Origin of the sequence: Achromobacter sp. (genome assembly GCF_032113835.1) — a bacterium.
Taxonomy (GTDB): Bacteria; Pseudomonadota; Gammaproteobacteria; order Burkholderiales; family Burkholderiaceae_B; genus Achromobacter.
The window spans coordinates 17,162-39,651 of record NZ_DAMCTG010000001.1 but is presented as its reverse complement, the minus strand read 5'-3'; the positions used below and the strand labels follow the sequence as shown (position 1 = coordinate 39,651).

The 22,490-nt window shown below is 66.7% G+C and carries 21 protein-coding genes; 15 read left to right on the top strand and 6 right to left on the bottom strand.

Annotated elements, in window-relative coordinates; translation table 11 throughout:
• Position 1: 1 nt before the first annotated feature.
• Positions 2-1,219, bottom strand: coding sequence for an ABC transporter substrate-binding protein (locus RT697_RS00205; protein WP_313696567.1), 1,218 nt, complete (start codon positions 1,217-1,219; stop codon positions 2-4).
• A gap of 147 nt (positions 1,220-1,366) precedes the next feature.
• Here RT697_RS00205 and RT697_RS00200 point away from each other — a divergent pair, with 147 nt between their 5' ends.
• Positions 1,367-2,155 carry a Crp/Fnr family transcriptional regulator gene (locus RT697_RS00200; protein ID WP_313696445.1) on the top strand — a complete coding sequence of 263 codons (789 nt, stop codon included), beginning with the start codon at positions 1,367-1,369 and terminating at the stop codon, positions 2,153-2,155.
• A 13-nt stretch (positions 2,156-2,168) separates the two neighbouring features.
• Here RT697_RS00200 and RT697_RS00195 read toward each other — a convergent pair whose 3' ends face one another.
• Both RT697_RS00195 and RT697_RS00190 read right to left on the bottom strand, forming a co-directional pair.
• The gene (locus RT697_RS00195; RefSeq protein ID WP_313696444.1) at positions 2,169-3,578 is read right to left on the bottom strand and encodes an amidase family protein; all 1,410 of its coding nucleotides are present in this window, start codon (positions 3,576-3,578) and stop codon (positions 2,169-2,171) included.
• Between the two features lie 83 nt (positions 3,579-3,661).
• Positions 3,662-4,639, bottom strand: a complete 978-nt coding sequence (locus tag RT697_RS00190; RefSeq protein WP_313696443.1) for a tripartite tricarboxylate transporter substrate binding protein — start codon at positions 4,637-4,639, stop codon at positions 3,662-3,664.
• Between the two features lie 145 nt (positions 4,640-4,784).
• On the opposite strand from RT697_RS00190, the gene RT697_RS00185 reads away from it, so the two are divergent.
• From RT697_RS00185 to RT697_RS00140, 10 genes are all read left to right on the top strand, one after another.
• On the top strand, positions 4,785-5,684 hold the full coding sequence (locus tag RT697_RS00185) for a LysR substrate-binding domain-containing protein (protein ID WP_313696442.1): 900 nt from the start codon (positions 4,785-4,787) through the stop codon (positions 5,682-5,684).
• 88 nt (positions 5,685-5,772) lie between these two features.
• Positions 5,773-6,405: a GntR family transcriptional regulator gene (locus tag RT697_RS00180; RefSeq protein WP_175122377.1), complete on the top strand. Its 633-nt coding sequence runs from the start codon at positions 5,773-5,775 to the stop codon at positions 6,403-6,405.
• 27 nt (positions 6,406-6,432) lie between these two features.
• Positions 6,433-7,422 (top strand): tripartite tricarboxylate transporter substrate binding protein, encoded by a 990-nt coding sequence (locus tag RT697_RS00175; protein ID WP_313696441.1) that lies wholly within the window; start codon positions 6,433-6,435, stop codon positions 7,420-7,422.
• Between the two features lie 41 nt (positions 7,423-7,463).
• Complete coding sequence (locus RT697_RS00170; RefSeq protein ID WP_313696440.1) at positions 7,464-8,465, top strand: tripartite tricarboxylate transporter substrate binding protein; 1,002 nt, start codon at positions 7,464-7,466, stop codon at positions 8,463-8,465.
• Between the two features lie 33 nt (positions 8,466-8,498).
• Positions 8,499-9,560: an isocitrate/isopropylmalate family dehydrogenase gene (locus RT697_RS00165; protein ID WP_313696439.1), complete on the top strand. Its 1,062-nt coding sequence runs from the start codon at positions 8,499-8,501 to the stop codon at positions 9,558-9,560.
• Positions 9,561-9,562: 2 nt separating this feature from the next.
• Positions 9,563-10,435 (top strand): amidohydrolase family protein, encoded by an 873-nt coding sequence (locus tag RT697_RS00160; RefSeq protein WP_313696438.1) that lies wholly within the window; start codon positions 9,563-9,565, stop codon positions 10,433-10,435.
• Between the two features lie 25 nt (positions 10,436-10,460).
• Positions 10,461-11,375 carry a LysR family transcriptional regulator gene (locus RT697_RS00155; RefSeq protein WP_313696437.1) on the top strand — a complete coding sequence of 305 codons (915 nt, stop codon included), beginning with the start codon at positions 10,461-10,463 and terminating at the stop codon, positions 11,373-11,375.
• A gap of 192 nt (positions 11,376-11,567) precedes the next feature.
• Entirely contained in the window at positions 11,568-12,542 is a 975-nt protein-coding gene (locus RT697_RS00150) for a tripartite tricarboxylate transporter substrate binding protein (protein WP_313696436.1), read from the top strand.
• Between the two features lie 28 nt (positions 12,543-12,570).
• Positions 12,571-13,719, top strand: coding sequence for a mandelate racemase/muconate lactonizing enzyme family protein (locus RT697_RS00145; RefSeq protein WP_313696435.1), 1,149 nt, complete (start codon positions 12,571-12,573; stop codon positions 13,717-13,719).
• Positions 13,716-14,726 (top strand): NAD(P)-dependent oxidoreductase, encoded by a 1,011-nt coding sequence (locus RT697_RS00140; protein WP_313696434.1) that lies wholly within the window; start codon positions 13,716-13,718, stop codon positions 14,724-14,726. The genes RT697_RS00145 and RT697_RS00140 overlap by 4 nt, the downstream gene beginning before the upstream one ends.
• Here RT697_RS00140 and RT697_RS00135 read toward each other — a convergent pair.
• Complete coding sequence (locus tag RT697_RS00135; RefSeq protein WP_313696566.1) at positions 14,690-15,934, bottom strand: MFS transporter; 1,245 nt, start codon at positions 15,932-15,934, stop codon at positions 14,690-14,692. The genes RT697_RS00140 and RT697_RS00135 overlap by 37 nt on opposite strands.
• A gap of 25 nt (positions 15,935-15,959) precedes the next feature.
• Positions 15,960-17,117 carry an alpha/beta hydrolase gene (locus tag RT697_RS00130; protein ID WP_313696433.1) on the bottom strand — a complete coding sequence of 386 codons (1,158 nt, stop codon included), beginning with the start codon at positions 17,115-17,117 and terminating at the stop codon, positions 15,960-15,962.
• 101 nt (positions 17,118-17,218) lie between these two features.
• Here RT697_RS00130 and RT697_RS00125 point away from each other — a divergent pair, with 101 nt between their 5' ends.
• The 4 genes from RT697_RS00125 to RT697_RS00110 all read left to right on the top strand — a co-directional run bounded on the left by RT697_RS00125 (position 17,219) and on the right by RT697_RS00110 (position 20,958).
• A complete protein-coding gene (locus RT697_RS00125; protein WP_313696432.1) occupies positions 17,219-18,109 on the top strand; it encodes a LysR family transcriptional regulator in 891 nt (296 codons plus the stop codon).
• A 65-nt stretch (positions 18,110-18,174) separates the two neighbouring features.
• Positions 18,175-20,019, top strand: coding sequence for an ABC transporter ATP-binding protein (locus RT697_RS00120; RefSeq protein WP_313696431.1), 1,845 nt, complete (start codon positions 18,175-18,177; stop codon positions 20,017-20,019).
• A gap of 53 nt (positions 20,020-20,072) precedes the next feature.
• The gene (locus tag RT697_RS00115) at positions 20,073-20,258 is read left to right on the top strand and encodes a hypothetical protein (protein WP_313696430.1); all 186 of its coding nucleotides are present in this window, start codon (positions 20,073-20,075) and stop codon (positions 20,256-20,258) included.
• Positions 20,259-20,361: 103 nt separating this feature from the next.
• Entirely contained in the window at positions 20,362-20,958 is a 597-nt protein-coding gene (locus tag RT697_RS00110) for a hypothetical protein (RefSeq protein WP_313696429.1), read from the top strand.
• A 6-nt stretch (positions 20,959-20,964) separates the two neighbouring features.
• Here RT697_RS00110 and RT697_RS00105 read toward each other — a convergent pair whose 3' ends face one another.
• On the bottom strand, positions 20,965-22,203 hold the full coding sequence (locus RT697_RS00105) for a hypothetical protein (protein ID WP_313696428.1): 1,239 nt from the start codon (positions 22,201-22,203) through the stop codon (positions 20,965-20,967).
• Positions 22,204-22,490: the final 287 nt, after the last annotated feature.

Here is a 22,490-nt window from a genome sequence, read left to right as displayed (position 1 = left end):
CCTAGGATTTCCACAGCGCGCAGCGGCTTTCGGACTGCTTCGTGAAAGCTTCGTTACCGTCGATCGCCTGCACCACCGTGAAGTAATCCCACGGCTCCTTCGACTGGTCCGGGCTCTTGACCTGCAGCAGGTACATGTCATGCACGACGCGGCCATCGGGACGCACCACGCCGTCCTTGATGTACATGTCGTTCAGCTTGTTTTCGCGCAAGTAGGCCAGCACCTTGTCGGCGTCGTCCGTGCCGGTTGCCTTGACCGCGCGCAGGTACTGCAATGCCGCCGAGTAATCGGCCGCCTGCAGCGACGACGGCATGGACTGGCGGCGGTCGAAGAACTTGCGGCTCCAGGCGCGCGTCTCGTCCGACGCATTCCAGTACCAGCTGTCGGTCAGGTACATGCCCTGCGCGGCCGGCAGGCCCATGGCGTGGATGTCGTTGATGAACATGATCATGCCCGCCAGCTTCATCGACTTGGTGATGCCGAACTCGTTGGCGGCCTTGATCGAATTGGTCGCGTCCGCGCCGGCATTGGCCAGCGCCAGGATCTCGGCCTTGCTGCTTTGCGCCTGCAACAGGAACGACGAGAAATCGCTGGCGGCCAGCGGATGCTTCACGCTGCCCACGACCTTGCCGCCGCCCGACTCGACGACCTTGGTGGTGTCGGCCTGCAGCGCGTGTCCGAAGGCGTAGTCGGCCGTCAGGAAGTACCAGCTCTTGCCGCCCGCCTTGACGACCGCCGCGCCCGTGCCGCGCGCCTGCGCCACGGTGTCGTAGGCGTAGTTCAGCGTGTAGGGCGTGCATTGCTCGTTGGTCAGCGCAGGCGCACCGGCGCCCACCACGATGATCGGCTTCTTCTTATCTGCCGCCACCTTGGACATGGCGAGCGCCGTGCTGGAATTGGTGCCGCCGATCAGCATGTCCAGGCCGCGCTGGTCGAACCATTCGCGCGCCTTGGCCGAGGCCACGTCGGCCTTATTCTGGTGGTCCGCGGTCAAGAGCTCGATCTTCTTGCCGTTGATCTGGCCGCCCATTTCCTCGATGGCCATCTTGATGGCTTCCGCGCCGCCAGGACCATCCGGCCCCGAGTAGACCCCGGACATGTCGGTGATGAATCCGATTCGGATCACGTCGTCGGACACTTGCGCGTGTGCGGCCGTGGCGGGCAGCAGCGTGGCGGAAATGGCGCCGGCGATGGCGGTGGCGGACAGCAGGCGTGGCATTGACAACATACCGGTCTCCTCTTATGGTTTTTGGCCCGTGGGCGTCAAACATTCTGCGGTCCGGTTGCCCCTGCGGACAGTCATCACGTTGACAAAGAACCCTAGGGTTTACCTGGGCCGCATTCCACCTCCAGACAGGGAACGAACATGCGCGAATCGCCTGCCCTGGCGGGCAACGACGCATCCGGCGCGAATCGCAGGCCGGCGCGTAGCGCCGTGGACAAGATGCTCGACGTGGTGCCCTGGTACAAGGGGTTGCCCGAACTCGAGCGCGACGTGGTGCGCGCCGAACTGCGCACGGTGTCGCTGTCGACAGGCGAATACCTGTTTCGTGCCGGGTCCCGCTCGCCCGGCTGGTATGGCGTAGTCGAAGGCTTGGTGAAGTGGTCATCGCCCGGCACGGATGGCCGCACGCTGTCGCTGGCCGGATTCAGCACCGGAAGCTGGTTCGGCGAAGCCACCATGATCCGACGCGAGCGCTTCGAATACGAAGTCGTCGCCCTGCGGCCCAGCCGCATCGTGATCCTGCCGCGCGACACCTGCGAGCGCCTCTGGAACAACAACATCGAATTCACCAAGGCGCTGATGACGCACCTGGCGCAGCGGGTGAACTGGCTGATGGGCTGCTACACGGGCAACGTGCTGCTCGACGTCGACACCACCGTGGCGCGCGCCGTCGCGGCGCAACTTGATGCCGAGGTTCATTCGGGCACGAAGGGGCGGCTGCGGATCTCGCAGGAAGAGATCGCCGGCCTATGCGGCGTCTCGCGCCAGCGCTGCAACACCGCGCTGACCCGGCTGGCGCGCGAAGGCATACTGCAGACGCACTACGGCGGATTGACGGTGCTGGACAAGGAGGCGCTGTACCGGTGCGCGAAGATAGATCGGGTCACGAATGACCGCGGCGACGAAGACCTGCCCGACACCGCCCGTTAACCGCCGCGCGCGTTCAAACCCCCAACCGGTCCAGCACCGACCAGCCGGCCCGCGCCTCGATGGCTTCGCCGGCCGCCAGGCACCGGTCTTCGCGGAACCGCCCCGCCACCAGTTGCACACCGACCGGCACGCCGCCAGACATGCCGACGGGCACCGACAGCCCCGGCAGCCCCAGAATCGCCGTCGAGATCAACGGACTCTGCGCCCGCAGGATGTCCGCCATCACGTCCGCGCCCTGCTGATCCCGGTCCACCGGGAAAGGCAGCGCGAACGACACGGGCATCAACAGAACTGGATAGCGCTCGAAGAAGCGGCCCCATTCGCGCAGGATCGTCGTGCGCATCGCCATCGCCTGAATGAAGCCGTCCTTGTCCCGGCGGGGCGTGTGCGCCAGCATGCTTTGGTACGCGTTCTGGATGGCGCGGTCGCCGGCGCGTTCGATCTCGCGCTGCATGGAACCGGCGGCCTCGTTCATCAGCACGTCCAGCCACAGCGCGGCCGCGGCGTCGAACTGCGGCGGCTCGGCAACCTCGACGATGTAGCCCGCGTCCTGCAGCCAACCGGCCGCGCGCTGCAGCGCGTCGGCCACCGCGGCGTCGGCCTTGTGCTGCGCCGTGCCCGCAAACAGCGCGACGCGACGGTTGTCGTTCGCATCGGGAAACGCCAGCGGCGCCGGGACCCACCAGGGATCGCGCGCGTCACCGCCCGACATCGCCGCCAGCCCCAAGCGCAGATCGGCGACGGTACGCGCCAGCGGCCCTTGCGTCGCCGCCATCTGCGAGGCCACCGGACGCTCCGAGCGCTGCGTGGCGTTGTAGCCCGGCACCCGCCCCTGCGACGGCCGCAGCCCCGCAACGCCGCACGCATACGCGGGATAGCGGATCGAGCCGCCCTGGTCGCTGCCATGCGCAAGCGGCCCGACGCCCAGCGCAGCCGCCACCGCCGCCCCGCCGCTGGAACCACCCGGCGTGCGCGCCACGTCGAACGGATTGACGGTGCGTCCATGCAGATCGTTGTCGCTGAACCAGCGCCAGGAAAACGCCGGGACGTTCGTGCGTCCGATGACGATCGCCCCCGCGCGGAGCCAGTTGTCGACCGCCGGATTGTTCTCCTGCGCGACGAGGTCGCGATAGGCGGTCACGCCGTTGGTCGTGGCGGTGCCCGCCAGATCCGCGTTGGCCTTGATCGTGACCGGCACGCCATGCAGCGCACCCAGTTCCTGCTTGCCGCGCACCGCCGCGTCGGCCGCATCCGCGGCGCGCAGCGCCTGATCGGCATAGGTCTCCGTCAGCGGATTGAAGGCGGCGTTGACCGCGTTCGCGCGGTCCAGGCAGCTTTGCACCGCTTCCCGGCTGGATACTTCACCGCTGCGGATGGCGCGGGCGAGGTCGAGCGCGTTCCAGCGCCAGAGTGCGTTCGTCATGTTGTCTCCCTATTCTCAAGTACCCGTTCTGCGCGGACCGTCCCGCAGCGCGCGATCTGCAAGACCTGTTCCGCAACGCGCGTTCAGTCCGCCGACGCGCCGGATTGCTTCACCATCGCGGCCCAGCGCGGAATCTCGGCTGCGATCAGTTCCGCGAATTGCGCCGGCGAGGAAGGCGTGGCGTCGACGGACAGGGTCTCGTTCTGCTTCTGCACCGCAGGGTCCAGCAACGCCTTGGCAACGGCGGCATTCAGCTTGTCGATCACCGGTTTGGGTACGCCGGCCGGCGTCACGATGCCGCCCCACGACACCACCTCGAAACCCTTCAAACCCGACTCGTCCAGCGTCGGCACCTCCGGCAATACCGGCACGCGCTTCAAGCTGGTGGCGCCCAGCACCTTGACCTGCCCCGAACGGATGAAGGGCAGAACGCCCGCGACGTTGTCGATCATCACATCAAGTTGCCCACCCGCCAGATCCACCACGGCCTGCTGACCGCTCTTGTACGGCACGTGCAGCATGGTGGTGCCGGTCTCGCTCTTGAGCATCTCGCCCGCCAGGTGCGCGCTGGATCCCACCCCCAGCGATCCCACGCTGACCTTGCCGGGATTCTTCTTCGCGTACGCGGCCAGCTCCTGCACGTTGTTGGCCGGCAGGCCGTTGCGCGCGATCAGCACCAGCGCGTTGCTGATGGCCAGGCTGACGGGCGCCAGACTGCGCTGCGGGTCGTAGGGCAGCTTGGCGTACATGCTTTTGTTGATCGCCAGCGTGACGATGTTGCCGAAGCCGATGGTGTAGCCATCGGGCGGCGCCGACGCCAGCGCCTGCGTGCCGACGATGCCGCCCGCCCCGCCCCGGTTTTCCACGATGACCGGCTGCCCCAGTTCGCGGCCCAGCGCGTCGGCAATCGGGCGCAGCACCACGTCGGGACCGGAGCCCGCGGCGTACGGGACGATGAGCTTGATCGGCCGTTCCGGCCAATCGGCGCGAGCGGCGCCGGCGGCCGTGGCGGCCAGCAGGACAAGAAACATGGAAACGGCACGGCGGGCGAAGTTCGGCATGGCATGCTCCTGAAGCGCTTTTTCGGGCCAGGCCTCTCGGTCTTGCCGGGCCTGATCGACGATCAGCTTAGGGATGGTCCGCGCTGCATGTAAGGCTACATTTTTGTTAAGGTGACCACCCCAGGTTGTCAGCTGATTAGCCGTCATGAAAGACCATCAACTGCGGGCGTGGCTGAAAGTGGCCGAACTGCGCAGCATCCGCGCCGCCGCGCGCAGCCTGCACCTGAGCCAGGCAGCCGTGACCAAGGCCATCAAGGAACTCGAAACCGAATTGGACGCGCCGCTCTTGACGCGCAGCCCCAAGGGCATCGCCGTCACCGAATGCGGCGAGCATCTGACGGTGCGGGCCCGCCTGGCGCAGGCGCAACTCGCACTGGCGCGCCAGGACATCCGCCAATTGCTCAGCGGCGCGCAGGCCCGGGTGGCGGTCGGCGTGACGCCCATGGTCATGCTCAGCGTCCTGCCCGGCGTGCTGGCCGAATTCCGCGCCAGCATGCCGGCCGCGAAGGTCAAGGTCTCGGAAGGCCTGCTGGCCTCGGTGCAGCCCGCCCTGCGCAACGGCGCGCTGGATTTTGCGCTGGCCTCGCGCATGAACGACGGCGTCGGCGGTCAGGAATTCGAATTCGAGGAACTGCGCCCGCTGGAATTCATGATCGCCTGCCGCAAGGGCCATCCGCTGGCGCGCGCGCGGCGCTGGGACGACATCCGCGGCTGCGAATGGCTGCTCAACGTCTCGGGCGGCAGCCATACCGAAGCCTTTTTGCGCGGCCTGCGCGCGCACGGCCTGCCCGAACCCGGCCGCGTCATCGAATGCGACACCTTCGGCGTCATGTGGAGCCTCATGACCCGCAGCGACGCGCTCATCATCTGTCCGTCCGGCATGCTCGACATCAAGCCCTATGGCGACGAGGCCCGGCGCATCCGCGCGGACGTGCCGATGCCGGTCGCCAGCATCGGCATCATGACGCTGCAGGGCACGCCGCTATCGCTGGCGGCCGCCACCATGGCGGACCTGTTCCGGCGGCGCGTGGCGGCGATGCCGTAAAGCGCGCCGACACAACCTGAATTCAAGGGCCGCATTGCCTGCTATTTTTTTGTATGCAAAAATATACAAAAAACGCGCCGAGACAATCTTGCCCATTCCGAAAAGCAATTCGCAGGCCTTTGCGGCCTACAACGAAATCAAGCGCCGCATCCTGGTGGGCATGTTCACGCCCAGCCACCGCCTGCGCGAAGTGGAAGTCGCCGACCAGCTCGAAATGGGCCGCACCCCGGTGCGCGAGGCGCTCAAGCGCATCCAGGACGAAGGCCTCATCACGCACGAGCCCGGCCGCGGACTGGTGGTCACCACGATGGACCAGCAGGAGGTCGGCGAGCTCTATTCCATGCGCGAAGTGCTGGAGGGCGCCGCCGCCGCCTTCGCCGCGCGCCATGCCACCGACGCCGAGATCGCCAACATGCAGGCCATCCTGGACGAAGGCGACAACGGCGACCCCGTCGCGCAGAACCTGCGCTTTCACCAGGCCATCTACAGCGCCGCGCACAACCGCTACCTGATCCGCTCGCTGCATTCGCTGACCGAGACCACCTATCTGCTGGGACGCAGCACGCTCAGCTCTTCCGAGCGGGCCGGCCGCTCCAACCAGGAACACCAGGCCATCGTCGACGCCATCCGCGCCCGCGACGTCCAAGGCGCGCAAGACGCCGCCCAACACCACATTCACCAGGCCCTGCTGGAACGCCTAAAGATGCTGCGCCAGGGCTGAGCGCGGCCGTCGATCGGAGACAAGTCGATGAAGCAGTTCAACGTATCCCCGCAGCGTCTGCTGGCGGGGCTGGCCCTTCTTTTGCCCGCGATCTGCGCGCCGGCGGCCGCGTCCGCCGACACCTATCCCAGCCGGCCCATCACGCTGGTGGTGCCGTTTGCGGCGGGCGGCGGCACCGACAGCATTGCGCGCGACATGGCGCGCACGCTGGCCGACAAGCTGGGCCAGTCCGTGGTCGTGGAGAACCGCGGCGGCGGTGGCGGCTCCATCGGCGCCGCGCTGGTCGCGAACGCGCGCCCCGACGGCTACACGCTGCTCTTTGCCACGTCGACTTTCGTGACCAACGCCGCCGCCGGCATCAGCACCACCTATGACGTGCGCAAGTCCTTCGCCCCCATCGCCATGCTGGGCCGCGGCCCGCTCTTCGTCGTGACGGCCAAGGACCTGAAGCTGACCTCCATCGCCGGACTGCGCGAGCTCGCCGCCAAGCCGGACGCCGACCTGAACTTCTGCTCGGCCGGCAACGGCAGCATCAATCATCTGGCCGGCGAACTGTTCAAGCAGAAGACCAACGCCGCGATGACGCACGTGCCGTACAAGGGCAGCGGCCCGGCCACCGTCGATCTGCTGGCCGGTCGCGTCCAGGTGTTCTTCGCCACGGTGCCCACCATCCTGTCGCAGGTGCGCGACCAGCGCGTGGACCTGCTGGCCGTCACCGGCAAGACGCGCTCGCCGCTCTTTCCCGACACGCCCACCGTGGCCGAGGCGGGCGTGCCCGACTTCGACATCACGACGTGGTGGGGCGTCCTGGCGCCGGCCGGCACGCCGCCCGACGTCGTCGCCAAACTGAACCAGTCCATCAACGCGGCCGCCGCCGACACGCTGGTTGCCGACCGCCTCAAGCACGAGGGCGCGCAGGCCATCAGCGGCTCGCCGGAAGACTTCGGCAAGGCCCTGGCCGCCGAACTGGAGATGTGGCAAGGCGTGGTCAAGAAGTCCGGCATGGCGCTGGACTGAACCGCCGCGCACTGACTGCGAAGAGACAACAAGGAGACACCATGCAGCATGCTTCCCCCCTGAACCCCGCGCGCCGGCGCCTTTTGCAAGGCGCGGCGGCCGGCACGGCGCTGATGCTGGCCGGCGCGGCACGCGCGGCCGACGCGTATCCGTCCAAACCCGTGACGATGATCGTGCCCTACGCGCCCGGCGGCCAGGGCGACGTCTTCGCCCGCATCCTGGCCGAACGCCTGGGCACGGAATTCAAGCAGACCTTCATCGTTGAGAACCGCCCCGGCGCGTCGGGCGCGGTGGGTTCGCGCATCGTGCTGCGCGCGCCGGCCGATGGCTACACGCTGCTGCTCGGCCAGACCGGCGAAATCGCCGTCAACCCTTACGCCATGAAATCGCTGGGCTACGACCCGCTGCGCGAATTCGCCCCGGTCATTCTGGTGGGCGATTCGCCGCTGGTGCTGGCCGTGCCGGAAAAGTCGCCCTATGCGGACCTGGCCGCGCTGATCGCCGCGGCCCGCGCCAAGCCGGACGCCCTGGCCTACGCGTCCTCCGGCACCGCCACGCCCGGCCACCTGGCCGCCGCCGCGCTGGCGCTCGGCACGCAGACGCGCATGATCCACGCGCCCTACAAGGGCGCGGGCCAGGCCATGTCCGATCTGCTGGGCGGCCACGTCGACTTCTTCTTTTCCAGCGCATCGGCCGTCATGCCCCACATCAACAGCGGCCGTTTGAAGGCGCTGGCGGTATCCTCGCGGGAGCGCCTGGGCATCCTGCCCAACGTCCCCACCATCAGCGAGGCCGCCGTGCCGGACTTCCAATTCAGCCTGTGGGGCGGCGTCTTCGCGCCCGCGCAGACGCCGCCGGCGGTGGTCGAACAGCTCAACGCCAAGCTGAACGCCATCCTGGCCGAGCCCGCGATCAAATCGCGGCTCGAAGGCGACGGCGCCGCCGTGCGCCCGAACACCTCGCAGGAATTCACGGCCTTCGTGCGCAGCGAAGCCGCCAAGTATCGGAACCTGGTGCAAGCCACCGGGGTCCAGGTCGAATAAGCCCGGCCGATCAACCCACAGGAAAACGCTCCCATGAAAATCGTTGTACTCCCCGGCGACGGCATCGGCCCCGAAACCATGGCGGTCGCCGTCGACGTGCTTGAAGCCGCGTCGCGCCGTTTCGGCCTGAACCTGCAGTTCGACCACGACATCGCGGGCCATGACAGCCTGAAAAAGCACGGCGCCACCGTCACGCCCGCCCTCCTGGAGAAGGTCAAGGCGTCCGACGGCCTGATGCTCGGCCCTATGGCCACCTACGACTTCAAGGACGAGGCCCGCGGCGAGATCAATCCGTCGATGTACTTTCGCAAGAAGCTCGACCTGCACGCCAACATCCGCCCCGCGCGGACCTATCCCGGCATGCAGGCGCGCCTGGGCGAATTCGATCTGGTCGTGGTGCGCGAAAACACCGAAGGCTTCTACGCTGACCGCAACGTCGAATCCGGCGGCAGCGAAATGCTGATCACGCCCGACGTCGTCGTGTCGCTGCGCCGCATCACCCGCCAGTGCTGCGAGCGCATCGCCCGCACCGCGTTCGAGCTGGCCATGACGCGCAACAAGCACGTCACGATGGTGCACAAGGCAAACGTGCTGAAGCTGGGCGACGGCATGTTCCTGGAAATGTGCCGCCAGGTCGCGCAGGAGTTTCCGGACGTGCGCGTGGACGACGTAATCGTCGACGCCATGATGGCGCACGTGGTGCGCGCGCCGCAGCGCTACGACGTCGTCGTCACCACCAACATGTTCGGCGACATCCTGTCCGATCTGACCGCCGAACTGTCGGGCAGCCTGGGCCTGGGCGGCTCGCTGAACGCCGGCCGCGACTACGCCATGGGCCAGGCCGCGCACGGCTCGGCGCCCGACATCGCTGGCCAGAACATCGCCAACCCGATCTCGCTGATCCTGTCGGGCGCGATGCTGCTGAACTGGCACGGCCAGAAGACCGGGAACGCCGCGTTCACGCAGGCCGCCGCCGCCATCGAGGCCACCATCGCCGACACCATCCTCGCGCAGGAATGCACGCGCGACGTCGGCGGCAAGCTGGGCACGCGCGAAGCCGGCGCAGCCTTCGTCGCGCGCCTGCAGGCGGGCTGACCATGACGGCGCCGCAGCTACCCGCCGGCGCCTGCGACTGCCACGTGCATGTGGTGGCGCCGCAGGCCGACTACCCCATGCTGGCGGACCGGCATTACACCCCCGGTCCCGCGTCAGCGAATGCGCTGCGCGGGCACATGCAACGGCTGGGCCTCGCCCACGCCGTCATCGTGCAGCCCAGCATCTATGGCAGCGACAACCGCCTGCTCGTCGATAGCCTGTTGGCGCTGGACGGCGCGGCGCGCGGCGTTGCCGTGGCCGATGAAGACATCTGCGACGCGGATCTCACCCGCCTGCACGACGCCGGTGTACGCGGCGTGCGCGTCAACCTGGAAAGCACGGGCGCCAGCGACGCCGCCGCCGTCAGCCGCGCACTGTCGGCGTGGGCCGGCCGTCTGGCGGGGCAAGGCTGGCACATCCAGGTCTACGCCTCGCTCGACGCCATCGCCAGCGCCATCCCTGCGCTGGTCCGGCTGCCGGTGCCGGTGGTGCTGGATCACTTCGCGATGATTCCGGCGCAGCTTGCGCTGGACGATCCGCGCGTTCGGCAGGTGCTGGACCTGGTCGGCAGCGGGGCCGCCTACGTCAAGCTGTCGGCGTCCTACCGGATCAGCGCGGACCCCGATGCCGGCGGCGAGGCCGAGCGCGTGACCGAACTGGCCCGCGCCTTCATTGGCCGCAATCCGGAACGTGCGCTGTGGGCCAGCGATTGGCCGCACACCAATCGCGAGCCAGGCAAGCTTCCCACTGAAGTCAGCGCGTATCGCGACGTCGCACCCGATCGCCTCGCGCGCGAGCTCGAATCCTGGCTGCCGGACGCGGCCCTACGGCGCCAGGTGCTGGCGGCCAATCCGGCGGCGCTGTATGGTTTCTAGTCCTTAGCGCAGCGGAGACCACCGCATGAATCTTTCGCTACGCCACATGAAGGCCTTTACGGCCCTGGCGGCATTGCGCAGTTTCACGCGCGCGGCCGAGCACTGCTGCCTGACCCAGAGCGCGTTCAGCGCATTGATCTCCAATCTGGAAAGCGACCTGGGCGTAAAGCTGTTCTCGCGCAGCACGCGCAATGTCGAACTGACCGCCGAAGGCGAAGCCTTCCAGAACATCGTCGCCCACCTGCTGCCCGAGACCGAACGCGCCCTGGCCGAAATGCGTGACCACGTCGAGCGGCGCAAGGGCCGCGTCGCACTTGCCGCGCTGCCATCGATATCCTCGGGCATCCTGCCGGGGCTCATCGCCCGCTTCAGCGCGGATTACCCGGGCATCAGCGTGCAAGTGCAGGACGTGGCCAGCACTGTGTGCATCGATATGGTCCGAAACCGCCAGGTGGACTTCGCACTGTGCGCGGCCGCCTATCCCAGCACCGACCTCGACATCGAGGTTCTGGCCCGCGACACCTTCCATTTCATCTGCCCCGCCAGCCATCCGCTGGCCACGCGGCGCCGCCTGTCGGTGCAGGACGTGCTGGACTATCCGATCATCGGATTCGAAAGCAACAGCAGCATCCGCCAGCATCTGGACGCCGCCATCTATCCCCGGCAGTGGCTGCGATCGCATCAGGTCAACAGCCTGTCCACGGCCGCCGGCTTCATCGCGGCCGGTCTGGGCGTCACCATTGCGCCCACCCTGGCGCTCTTTCAGTTCCGGCTGGCCGGCTTGAAAGCCGTGCCGCTGACGCTGCCGATCAACGAACGCGACATCTGCCTGGCGCGGCGCCGCGACGCCACCGATTCACTGGCCGCACAGGCATTCTTGGCGCTGCTGCGCGAACACCTGCAGCCTTCCGTGCAGGCGCTGGCCCGCACCCTCGACTGAAACGCTCCTGACGAATGCACGCCTGCGGGCGCGATGGCAGCAATGCCCCGCGCACGCAGGCGCATGCCCATTTCAAGCCCGCGCACATTTATCGATTTTCTCGATTTTCTTATCCAAATTATCCATTCATCGACTAAGACGGCCTGTCTATCATGGGTTCACAACAGCAGAACAAACCAAGGAGACAACCTCATGAAGCGCCTTGCCCGTGTCCTCGTTGGCGGCTGCCTGTCCGCCGCCCTTGCCGCTGCCGCCCCCCTCGCCTTCGCCGAGAACTACCCCGCCAAACCCGTGCGCCTGATGGTCGGCATGGCGCCCGGCGGCTCCAACGACACCGTCGCCCGCCTGGTCGCCGCGGAACTATCGAAGACCTGGCCGCAGCCGATGATCGTCGAGAACAAGCCGGGCGCGAACAGCACCATCGCGACCGGTGAGCTAAAGCGCTCGCCGGCCGACGGCTACACGCTGATGTTGGTGATCTCCTCGCACGTCACCAACACGTTGCTGTACCCCAACCTCACCTACACGCTCAAGGACTTCGCGCCGGTCTCGCTGATCGCCGACACGCCGTTCGTGCTGGTGGCCAATCCCAAATTCGAGCCCAACACCACCAAGGACCTGATCACGCTGGCCAAGAAGAAAGAGCGCGGCATCGACTTCGGCACGCCGGGCCAGGGTTCCACGCAACACATCTCGCTGGAGCTGCTGGACCAGATGGCCGGCATCCGCATGAACCACATCCCCTACAAGGGCGGCGCGCCTGCACAGACCGATGTGATCGGCGGGATGATTCCGCTGATCTTCGCCACGCCCACGCAGAGCCTGCCCTTCATCAAGCAGAACAAGCTCAAGGCGCTGGCGGTGACCTCCAAGGAGCGCCTGCCGCAACTGCCCGACGTGCCGACGCTGGCCGAGTCCGGCGTGCCCGGCTACGAGGCCAACGTGTGGTTCGGCATCATCGCGCCCGCCGGCACGCCGCCGCAGGTCGTCGACTTCCTGCACAAGGAGATTTCTCGCGTGGTCCGCGAACCCGGAATGCAGGCGCGCCTGGACGAAATGGGCCTCAAACCACTGGATGAATCGCCCGCGCAGTTCCAGCAATTGATCGACAGCGAAAAAGTGAAGTGGGCTGGCGTCATCAAGCAAAGCAACATCAAGTTCGACTGATCCCATCCAAACCGGAGCATCCCTGCATATGCCTACCATCGAATCCGTCTCTGTCTGCATTGCCCGCGTGCCGCTTGCGAATCCCGTCACGTTCTCCACACGCCAGGTCAAGGCGCGCGAATACTGCCTGGTGCGAGTGCGCTCCACTGACGGCCAGGAGGGCCTGGGCTATTGCTACGCCGTGAACAGCGCAGGACGCCTGTTGTCCGTGGCCGTGACCGACCTGCTGGCGCCCCGCCTGGTTGGTCAGGAATCCCTACGCGTTGAAGGCCTGTGGAATGAGCTGTACCAAGAGGCGCTGCTGCTGGGCCGGGCCGGCGGCGTGATGCGCGCACTGTCCGCCATCGACACGGCGCTGTGGGACTTGAACGCACGCAGCGCCGGCGTGCCGCTCTACCAATACCTGGGCGCCACGGTGAAGGACCGCGTGCCTGCCTACGCCAGCGGCGGGTACTACCAGCCGGGCAAGACGCCGGACAAGCTGGCCGCCGAAATGGCGCAGCACGTCAAAGAAGGCTTTCGCGCCGTCAAGATGAAGGTCGGCCTGGAAAGCGTGGCTGGCGAGCGCAAGCGCATTGCCGCGGTGCGCGAGGCCATCGGCGACGACGTGCGCCTGATGCTGGACGCCAACAACGCGTGGCGCGACCTGCCCACGGCGCTGGAATACATGCGCGCGTTCGAGCCCTATCACCCCTTCTGGATCGAAGAGCCCTTCTCGCCCGACGACATCGACAATCACGTGCGGCTGGCGCGCGCCACGCCGGTCACCGTCGCCACCGGCGAAGTCGAAGCCGGCCGCTGGCGCTTCAAGGACCTGATCGCCAGCGGCGCCACCACCATCCTGCAGACCGATGCAACGGTGTGCGGCGGCATCACCGAGTGGCGCCGCATCGCGGCCACTGCGGACAGTCATGGCATCACCGTCGCGCCGCACGCGTGGCACGACGTGCACATCCACCTGGCCGCCAGCGCGCCCAATGCGACCTACGTGGAGTGGATGCCGGACGATCACATCGTCAACTTCCGCCGCCTTATCGACCGCCAGCTGCAGGCCGAGGATGGCAACCTGCTGGTGCCTTCCGAGCCCGGCCTTGCCTTCCGGTTCGACGACGATGCCATCGCCGAGTACGGCGTCGTCTATCCCGGTGAACGCGACCGCTGGCAGGTCGTGCGTTGAACACGGCCGCCCCCGCGCTGGGCCTGCTGCTGTCGGCCAAGGTCGACCGCGCGCACGGCCCGCGCCTCGATGCCCTCGCGCAGGATGCCGGCGTGCGCCTGCAACGCCATCCGGTCGAAGACGCCGACCCCGCACGTATCGACGTGGCGTTCTTTTCACGCGACCTGTACGAAGGCAGTTCGCTGCGCAAGCCCGGCCCGCTGTCCGATGCCTTCTTTCGGGTGGCGGATGCAGCACCCGGGCTGCGCTGGCTTCATGTCTGTTCGTCGGGTCAGGACCTGCCGCAGTATGCGCACACGTTGGCGCGGGGCGTCCCGGTCACGGCGTCCACCGGCGTCACCGCCGCCCCCATCGCGCAGACCGCCGCAGCCGCCATCCTGGCGCAGTCGCGCGGCTTCGACCGCTGGCTCGCGTCGCAGGCGCGGCGCGCATGGCAGCCGCTCACCGGCGACGCCCGGCCGCGGGATCTGTCGTCGATGCACGTGCTGGTGCTGGGCGCGGGCGCCATCGGCCAGGAGATCGGGCGCTTGTGCTCCGCGTTGGGCCTGCGCACGACGGCCGTTCGCCGCCGTGCCGGGGCGCTGATCGGCTTTGACGATGTCATCGACATGGCGCAGCTGGACGACGCCCTGCCCCATTGCGACTGGCTGGTGCTGGCCCTGCCATTGAATGCCGAGACCGCCGGCATCATCGATGCGCGCCGGCTGGCGCTGTTGCCGAGCAGCGCGCGCATCGTCAATGTCGCGCGCGGCGAGCTGGTCGACGAGGCCGCGCTGACGGACGCGCTGGCTGCGGGACGCCTGGCGGGCGCTTACCTCGACGCGTTTGCGGAAGAACCGTTGCCGCAGACGTCGCCGCTATGGTCGCTGCCGTCGGTGTGGATCAGCCCGCACAACAGCGCCGCGTCGCTCGGGCACGAGGACCGGGTGGTCGACTGCTTCGCGGATGAATTCCGGCGCTGGCTCGCACGTCATGCAGGGAAGTTGGACGTCGCTGGGGCGCGCTGATTGCGCGGCCGCGTGCGCGCCGTCATTCCCGCCAGCGCGGCCGCTCCAACCAGCAGCACGGCGCTTGCCGCGAACGTGCTCTGGTAACCGCTGTGATCGAACAGCACGCCGCCCACGGTCGATCCCAACGCGATGGCCATCTGCACCACCGCCACCAGCAGCCCGCCGCCGGCTTCCGCGTCGTGCGGAAACGTCTTCGCCACCCATGCCCACCAGCCCACGGGCGCCGCCGTCGCCGTCAGGCCCCACAACGCCAGCAGCCCCACGACAGCCGGCATCCAGTGACCAAACGCGATGAGGCCCATCGCGATCGCCGCCATGAACAGAGGAATGGCGATCAGCGTCTGATAGAACCCCCGCTGCAGCACCCGGCCGATCAGCACCGTGCCGGCCAATCCGGCCACGCCGATGGCAAGCAGCACGAGCGACAACGCCGGCACCTGAATGCGCGTCACGGTCTCCAGGAACGGCCGCACATACGTAAACAGCGCGAACTGCCCCATGAAGAACAGGCTGCTGGCGGCCATGCCGATGGCGACATGACGGCGCTTGAACAGCGTGAAGACCTTGAACACGCCACCCGCGCCGGCGGCACGCGGCGCGGCGGGCATGGACGGCAGCGTCAGCCATTGCCAGGCCAGCGCCATCAGCGCCACCGGCACCAGGCACAGGAATGCGCCGCGCCAGCCGATGACCGCGCCCAGATAGGCGCCCAATGGCGCGGCCACCACGGTTGCCAGCGCGTTGCCGCCATTCAGAATCGCCAACGCGCGCGGAACTCGGGCGGGCGGCACCAGCCGGATTGCGGTCGCCGCCGACATCGACCAGAAGCCGCCGATCACCACGCCGATCAGCGCGCGGCCCGCCATGTAGACCACGTAATTGCCCGCCAGCGCCACAATGGCGCCCGACGCCCCCATGGCCGCCGTCAGGCCAAGCAGCAGCGTCTTGCGGTTCAGACTGCCCGCCAGCGCCGAGATGAACAGGCTTGTCACCACGGCGAATGCGCCGGAGATGGCGATGCCTTGTCCGGCCATGCCCTCCGTCACCTGCAGGTCCGACGCCATGGGCGTCAGCAGGCTGACGGGCAGGAACTCAGAGGCCACCAGCGCGAACGCGCACACAGATAAGGCCAGGACGGCGCTCCAGGATGCAGGCCGGGCCGGCGCGCCGCCCGCGACGTCGAGTGTCCCGGTGGCGGTTTCCATTGCAGTGCTTGTCATTGTTATGGTCCTACGCCGCCAGATGCTGGCGGAAAAACCCGTCCAGCCTGTCCCACGGAATCAGGCCCACTCGGTCATACAGATCCACGTGGCCCGCGCCAGCCACCCACACCAGTTCCTTCGGCTCGGCCGCCTTGGCGTAGGCGTCTTCGCTGAACTCCCGGGAGTGCGCCACATCGCCCGCGATGAACAGCAGCGGGCGCGGCGAGATCGACGCGATGTCGTTGAACGGATAGAAATTCACGAACCGCACTTCGCTGGTCAGCATCCGGTTCTGCGTCTGCGCCAGCGTTCGGCCGTTCGGAATAGCGATGCCGCGCGGCGTGCGATAAAACTCCCAGAACTCGCGCGTCACCGGGTCCGTGTCTGCGCTTAGCCGTGCCGGCAGGTAGTTCAGGAACTGCCCTTCACCGCTGGCGTATTCCTCATACCGCTGCGCCGCCGCCTTCGCCAGCAGCGCCTTGCGCTGGTCCAGCGTCTGGCTATGCTTGAGCCCGTTGCGCGTCACAGCCCCCATGTCGTACATGCTGACCGTCGCAATCGCCTTCAAGCGCGGATCCATCTTTGCCGCACTGATCGCAAAGCCGCCGCTGCCGCAAATGCCCAGCACGCCGATGCGCTCGCGATGCACCAGCCCGCTGGTGCCCAGGTAATCCACCGCCGCGCTGAAGGCTTCGGCGTACAGTTCCGGCGCGACCAGGTTGCGCGGCTCGCCTTCGCTCTCGCCCCAGTACGGCAGGTCGATGGCCAGCGTGACAAAGCCACGTTCGGCCAGTTTCTGCGCGTACGACATCGCGCTCTGCTCTTTCACCGCCCCCATCGGATGGCCGACGATGATTGCGCGCGCCTGGCCGTCGCGCGCCAATTCCTTCGGCGTCACCAGATTGCCGGCCACCGCCACGCGGTACTGCGTCTTGAAGGTGACGCGCTGCACGGTCACCTTGCCGCTCTTGTAGAAGTTGTCCGCGTCAGCCGGCGCGCCGGGCGCCGCCCGCGACGCGCTGCTGCCGCCTGCGCCGCCTTGCGCGCCAAAGGCAGGCGACGCCCCGGCGGAAAGCAGCCCCAGCGCGGCAATGCCGCCGGCGGCCTTGATGAAGGCGCGGCGTCCACCGTCCTCCGTCGCAGGCGTTTGATGGGCGGATGGGCTGAAATCAGTGATCTGGGTCATGGCGGGAAATCCCTTGAAAAATCAATGCCCAGATGTTGACGCAAGCCCTGCCGCCTGATTAGGGGGTGTAATCTTTATGCACCTGTGAGAAAAATTCAGCAATGGCACATCCCAAGATCAATGACCTGCAGGCCTTCCTGGCTGTCGCCCGCGACCAGAGCTTCACCAAGGCCGCGGCCAAACTGGGTCTTACCCCGTCCGCCCTCAGCCACACCATGCGCTCGCTCGAGGAACGCCTGGGCGTGCGCCTCTTGTCGCGCACCACCCGCAACGTCGCGCCCACGGACGCCGGCGAGCGACTGATGCGCGCCATCGCGCCCCTCTTCGATCAGATCGCCATCGAGGTCGACGCGCTGGGTGAACTGCGCGACAAGCCTCGCGGCACGCTTCGCGTCACTTGCACCGACGACTCCATCGAACTGTGCCTGCGGCCGATGCTGACCGATTTTCTGAAGGACTATCCGGACATCACCCTTGAGCTGTACGTGGATTACGGCTTCACCAACGTGGTCGAAGAGCGGTTCGACGCTGGCATCCGGCTGGGCGAAGCCATCAGCAAGGACATGATCGCCGTGCGCATCGGACCGGACTGGCGGCTGATGGTGGTAGGATCGCCTGCGTACTTCGCGCGGCATCCGGCGCCCGCCACGCCGCACGACCTAACCGGACTACCCTGCGTCAACATCCGGCACCGGCCATCCGGTTCGGTCTACGCGTGGGAATTCGAGAAGAACGGCCAGGCCTTCACCGTCAAGGTCGAGGGCCAGCTGGTCTTCAACAGCATCATGCACGTGCTCAACGCGGCCGTGGACGGCATTGGTCTGGCCTACGTGCCCGAACAGCTTGTCGCGCCGTATCTGGCGGACGGACGGCTCAAGGAAGTCCTGGGCGACTGGTGCCCCACGTTCCAGGGCTTCCACCTGTATTACCCCAACAGGCGGCAGGCCTCGCCCGCCTTTTCCGCCTTTGTCGACGCGCTGAAATATCGCTGAGGTATCACCTATCGGGTCCGCCGCACGACCGCCTCGCATTAATTCGTGAATTTGGAGTCTCTGCCTTGTTCCGCAGATTTGAAAGCCAGCTCAACCCGTTCCCTTCCGAGAACGTCCCCCCGCCCCCCAAGGGATTCTTCGCGTTCCTGTGGTTCTGCACGCATGGTTCGCGCCGCTACATCGCCGCGCTGGCGATCCTGAGCGCGGCGGTTTCCATTTACGAAGCGTGGCTTTTCGCCTTCCTGGGCCAGGTCGTCGACATGCTCACCGCCTGGAAAGCCGGCGAGGCCGCGTCGGCGCACGAACGCCAGGTCCTGTGGGGCATCGCCATCGTGCTGTGCGTCAGCGTCGGCGTTGTCGCGCTACGCACGCTGATCCAGCATCAGGTCCTGGCCATCAACCTGCCGCTGCGGCTGCGCTGGGACTTTCACCGCATGATGCTGCGGCAAAGCCTGTCGTTCTTCTCGGATGAATTCGCGGGCCGCGTCACCACCAAGGTCATGCAGACCGCGCTTGCCGTGCGCGAAGTGCTGCTGACCTTCTGCGAAATCGTGCTGGGCATTGCCGTGTACTTCGTCACCATCGTCGCGCTGGCCGGCGGCTTCGACTGGCGCCTGATGCTGCCCTTCATCGGCTGGATGGCGCTCTACGGCCTGGCCATGATGTACTTCGTGCCGCGCCTGGGCAAGGTCGGCAAGGAACAGGCGCATGCCCGCTCGTCCATGACCGGACGCGTGACCGACGCCTACACCAACATCACCACCGTGAAGCTCTTCTCGCACACCAACCGCGAGGCTCGCTTTGCGCGCGCCGCCATGGAGGACTTCAAGGAAACCGGCTACGCCCAAATGCGTCTGGTCAGCCAGTTCGAGATCGTCAACCAGGCGCTGGTGTCGGCGCTGATCCTGGCGGCCGGCGGCTACGCGCTGTGGCTGTGGCACGGCAACGAAGTCGGCACCGGCGCAGTCGCGGCCGTGACCGCCATGGCGCTGCGCGTGAACGGCATGTCGCACTGGATCATGTGGCAGATGACCTCGCTGTTCGAGAACATCGGCACCGTGCAGGACGGCATCGCCACCCTGACCCACGTCCCGAAGGTGCAGGACGCGCCCAACGCCGCCACGCTGCACGTCACGCGGGGCGAAGTCCAGTTCGACGACGTCGACTTCAACTACAACAACGAGCGCCAGGTCCTCGACGGCCTGACCCTCACCGTGCGTCCCGGCGAAAAGATCGGTCTGGTCGGCCGATCCGGCGCCGGCAAATCGACGCTCATCAACCTGCTGCTGCGCTTCTACGACGTGGAGCGCGGACACATCCGCATCGACGGCCAGGACATCTCGCAGGTTACGCAGGACAGCCTGCGCAGCGCCATCGGCATGGTCACGCAGGACACGTCGCTCCTGCACCGCTCCATCTGCGACAACATCGCCTATGGCCGCCCCGACGCCAGCCGCGAAGAGATCCGCGCCGCCGCGGCCCGCGCGCAGGCCGACGACTTCATCGAGCAGCTCAGCGACTCGCACGGCAACACGGGCTACGACACCCTCGTCGGCGAACGCGGCGTCAAGCTGTCGGGCGGCCAGCGCCAGCGGATCGCGATCGCCCGCGTCATGCTCAAGAACGCGCCCATCCTGCTGCTGGACGAAGCCACCAGCGCGCTGGATTCCGAAGTGGAAGCCGCCATTCAGGAGAGCCTGGACGAAGTCATGCAGGGCAAGACCGTCATCGCGATCGCGCACCGCCTGTCGACCATCGCCGCCATGGACCGGCTCATCGTTATGGACCAGGGCCGCATCATCGAACAGGGCAGCCACGCGGAACTGCTGGCGATGAACGGCGTGTACGCGCGCCTGTGGCGGCATCAGAGCGGCGGTTTCCTGGCCGAAGATCCGAGCCAGCCGGTTTGATCTCGTGGCCGGGCGCGCGCCCGGCCATTTCATTGCATGTTTCTGGTGTCCAGATGCTTGCCTACGCATCCGGCGCAGTCGCGGTGGCCGCCCTGGCGGCAAGCGTGTACATCTGCGTCAAGCGGCCCTTCCGGTTCAAGGACAACGGCGCCGGCCCGGATTACCGCCCTTCCGCGGCCGTCGCGGGCGGGCTGATGACCGTTGCCCTGTTGGCCTTCATCCTCGCGTTCACCGTCTGAATAGACAGGTTCGATGACAGGTTTGGTTGCACTTTATTAGGGACATAATAAAGACCCGATCGGATAATCCCCGCGCTATTCGAAAAGGATCTTTATTTTGAAGTTGAAAGCTGCACTCCTCGTTTCCGCACTGGCCGCTGTCGCCGTTGCTCCCGCGCATGCCGCCTCCCCGCGTTCGGTAGACGCCCGCACGTTCGACGTCGCCGGCGTCAAGACGGGCATGGACTTCGACGAAGCCCTCGCCGCCACCGCCAAGAACTTCAATGTTGGCAAGAAAGACATCCGTATTGGCTACGCGACGAACAACCCCGTCACGAACACCAAGATGCCGATGAACTTCAGCTACGACAAAGATGGCGTCAGCTTCATCGTTCACTTCGAACCCCGTGTGCCGGTCGACAAGCAACGTCCGCTGGCGGTTTCCCAGATTCGCTACGAACTGCCGTGGACGCCGGCCAACAAGGACGCGATGGGCAAAGCCGTGGTGGAAAAGTACGGCCGCCAGTCGAACTATCCCAACGACCTGAGTTTGGAGTGGTGCCAGAAGCCCAGCACGAACCCCGGCATGGGCTGCTCGACGGACATGACGCAGGCGGTATTGAAATACAGCGGCGTCAGCATCCAGATGCACGACCCGGCATGGATGAATGCGCGGATCGAGTACATGGAGCGCAGCCAGACCAGGAAGCCGAGCTTCTGACGGGTATCAGTAATTCTGAACGGGGCGCGCTTCGTTTTGACGGGGCGCCCCTTTCCCGGCGCTGGCATCCGGCCGCTGTTGCTGGATCGCTTCCAGCCTGGCCGCGGCCTCGTCTCCCTTCAGATCCGCCACACGGGCTCGCACCCTGGCATCCATGTACTGACGCGAGAAATCCTCGCCCACCTCCCAGGTGGTTCCTTTCTGCACGAAACTGAAATCGCCTTCCATCACCTGCCAGTCGGATCGCCCGATGGCCGACATCAGACGGTCTCGGAATTCCGCTTGCACGCGGCAGGACCATTTCTCCCCACCGAGCGCCTTGCAGTCCCCCACGGGATAGATACTGCGCACGCTGCGCGTATCGGTCTCGGCGGGCTGCCCCATGCGCTGGCGCTGGCGATTCATGGCCGCCAGGCGCTCCGCGCTGCGCGTGGGCGTCTCGAAGGCGGCAGCACCCCGCTCGAATGCGGCGGCCAACTGCGTCGCGCCCACAGGCTGACCAACGTCCAGCATCTTGCCGTTTTTGTCAGTCTGGCCATAGCGGACACGCACCACACGCGGATCCGCCCCGATGATCATCATCTCGCCGTCATCATTCGGCTTGAGGATGTAGGCGATTGCAGAGGACTTGCCAGCGACCGTCAGCGTCGCGCTGCAAGCGCGTGAACGATCGGCGGGAAGATAGCCAACCTCCTTGACGTCCGAGTAGGTCGCCTGGAGCAGGTCCGAAGGAGCCGGCCCGCCGGTCCAGGGATTTCTGGCTATCTGTTGGACCCAGTTGGAGAACATGCTCGTCCGCAGCGTCTTTCGCACGTCGTCATCGCCGCACTGCGGCGGCGTCACGGGCGCGAACAGATACCACGCGGCCGCGATCACGGCCGCCGCCGCCCCGCCAAGCCAGACCCAGCCCGGGCCGGGAAAGGCCGCCTTGAGGCCTTCGTACCCCGCGCGCTTCACATACTCGTCCAGCTTGCGCTGCATCAGCGCATCCATTTCCGCCAGAGCCTGACAGCGCGTCGCATTGCTGGCGAAGGCGGCCTCGGTCACGGACAGTTCGCCGATCGCGTCCAGTTCTTCATCGGACACGATGCCTTCATCCACCAGCCATAACAGGGCCTCGCCCAGCGTGGTGAAGGGCTCGCCGTTCACAGTATCCAGCCGCACCAACGCAGCGGCATGGTGATCGGGCCGAATGACGCCGTCGTCACGCAGGCGATCGAGAAGCGCGATGCAAGTCTCGGTCATGCCGGCAAGACCGATGGAAGGAACGTAGGTTGGCGCAACATGGATTGATCACTCCCCGGTGGCGAAGTCGACGCACAGCGCGTCGGGCCGACATTTTTACCCGACGGCAATGGCCATCCTTATGCTTCGCTGGCTTTCAGTTGATGGAGATCACGCAGGGTATCAATCAAGGCAAGGCGCCGGGTGAACCTGTACCGCGCTATCTCCCGGATAGGCGGCACAGCTTCCGACGCTGCGGGCCAGCTCAAATTGCAAAAGAGGCGATCACTTCGATCGCCCTTTTCTTA

Bases quoted from the DNA above. Each gene is read 5' to 3' on its own strand.
- RT697_RS00195 (WP_313696444.1), bottom strand. From the start codon at position 3,578: ATGACGAACGCACTCTGGCGCTGGAACGCGCTCGACCTCGCCCGCGCC.
- RT697_RS00145 (WP_313696435.1), top strand. From the start codon at position 12,571: ATGCCTACCATCGAATCCGTCTCTGTCTGCATTGCCCGCGTGCCGCTT.
- RT697_RS00160 (WP_313696438.1), top strand. From the start codon at position 9,563: ATGACGGCGCCGCAGCTACCCGCCGGCGCCTGCGACTGCCACGTGCAT.
- RT697_RS00155 (WP_313696437.1), top strand. From the start codon at position 10,461: ATGAATCTTTCGCTACGCCACATGAAGGCCTTTACGGCCCTGGCGGCA.
- RT697_RS00150 (WP_313696436.1), top strand. From the start codon at position 11,568: ATGAAGCGCCTTGCCCGTGTCCTCGTTGGCGGCTGCCTGTCCGCCGCC.
- RT697_RS00165 (WP_313696439.1), top strand. From the start codon at position 8,499: ATGAAAATCGTTGTACTCCCCGGCGACGGCATCGGCCCCGAAACCATG.
- RT697_RS00125 (WP_313696432.1), top strand. From the start codon at position 17,219: ATGGCACATCCCAAGATCAATGACCTGCAGGCCTTCCTGGCTGTCGCC.
- RT697_RS00205 (WP_313696567.1), bottom strand. From the start codon at position 1,219: ATGCCACGCCTGCTGTCCGCCACCGCCATCGCCGGCGCCATTTCCGCC.
- RT697_RS00175 (WP_313696441.1), top strand. From the start codon at position 6,433: ATGAAGCAGTTCAACGTATCCCCGCAGCGTCTGCTGGCGGGGCTGGCC.
- RT697_RS00170 (WP_313696440.1), top strand. From the start codon at position 7,464: ATGCAGCATGCTTCCCCCCTGAACCCCGCGCGCCGGCGCCTTTTGCAA.
- RT697_RS00115 (WP_313696430.1), top strand. From the start codon at position 20,073: ATGCTTGCCTACGCATCCGGCGCAGTCGCGGTGGCCGCCCTGGCGGCA.
- RT697_RS00200 (WP_313696445.1), top strand. From the start codon at position 1,367: ATGCGCGAATCGCCTGCCCTGGCGGGCAACGACGCATCCGGCGCGAAT.
- RT697_RS00185 (WP_313696442.1), top strand. From the start codon at position 4,785: ATGAAAGACCATCAACTGCGGGCGTGGCTGAAAGTGGCCGAACTGCGC.
- RT697_RS00135 (WP_313696566.1), bottom strand. From the start codon at position 15,934: ATGGAAACCGCCACCGGGACACTCGACGTCGCGGGCGGCGCGCCGGCC.
- RT697_RS00105 (WP_313696428.1), bottom strand. From the start codon at position 22,203: ATGACCGAGACTTGCATCGCGCTTCTCGATCGCCTGCGTGACGACGGC.
- RT697_RS00190 (WP_313696443.1), bottom strand. From the start codon at position 4,639: ATGCCGAACTTCGCCCGCCGTGCCGTTTCCATGTTTCTTGTCCTGCTG.
- RT697_RS00130 (WP_313696433.1), bottom strand. From the start codon at position 17,117: ATGACCCAGATCACTGATTTCAGCCCATCCGCCCATCAAACGCCTGCG.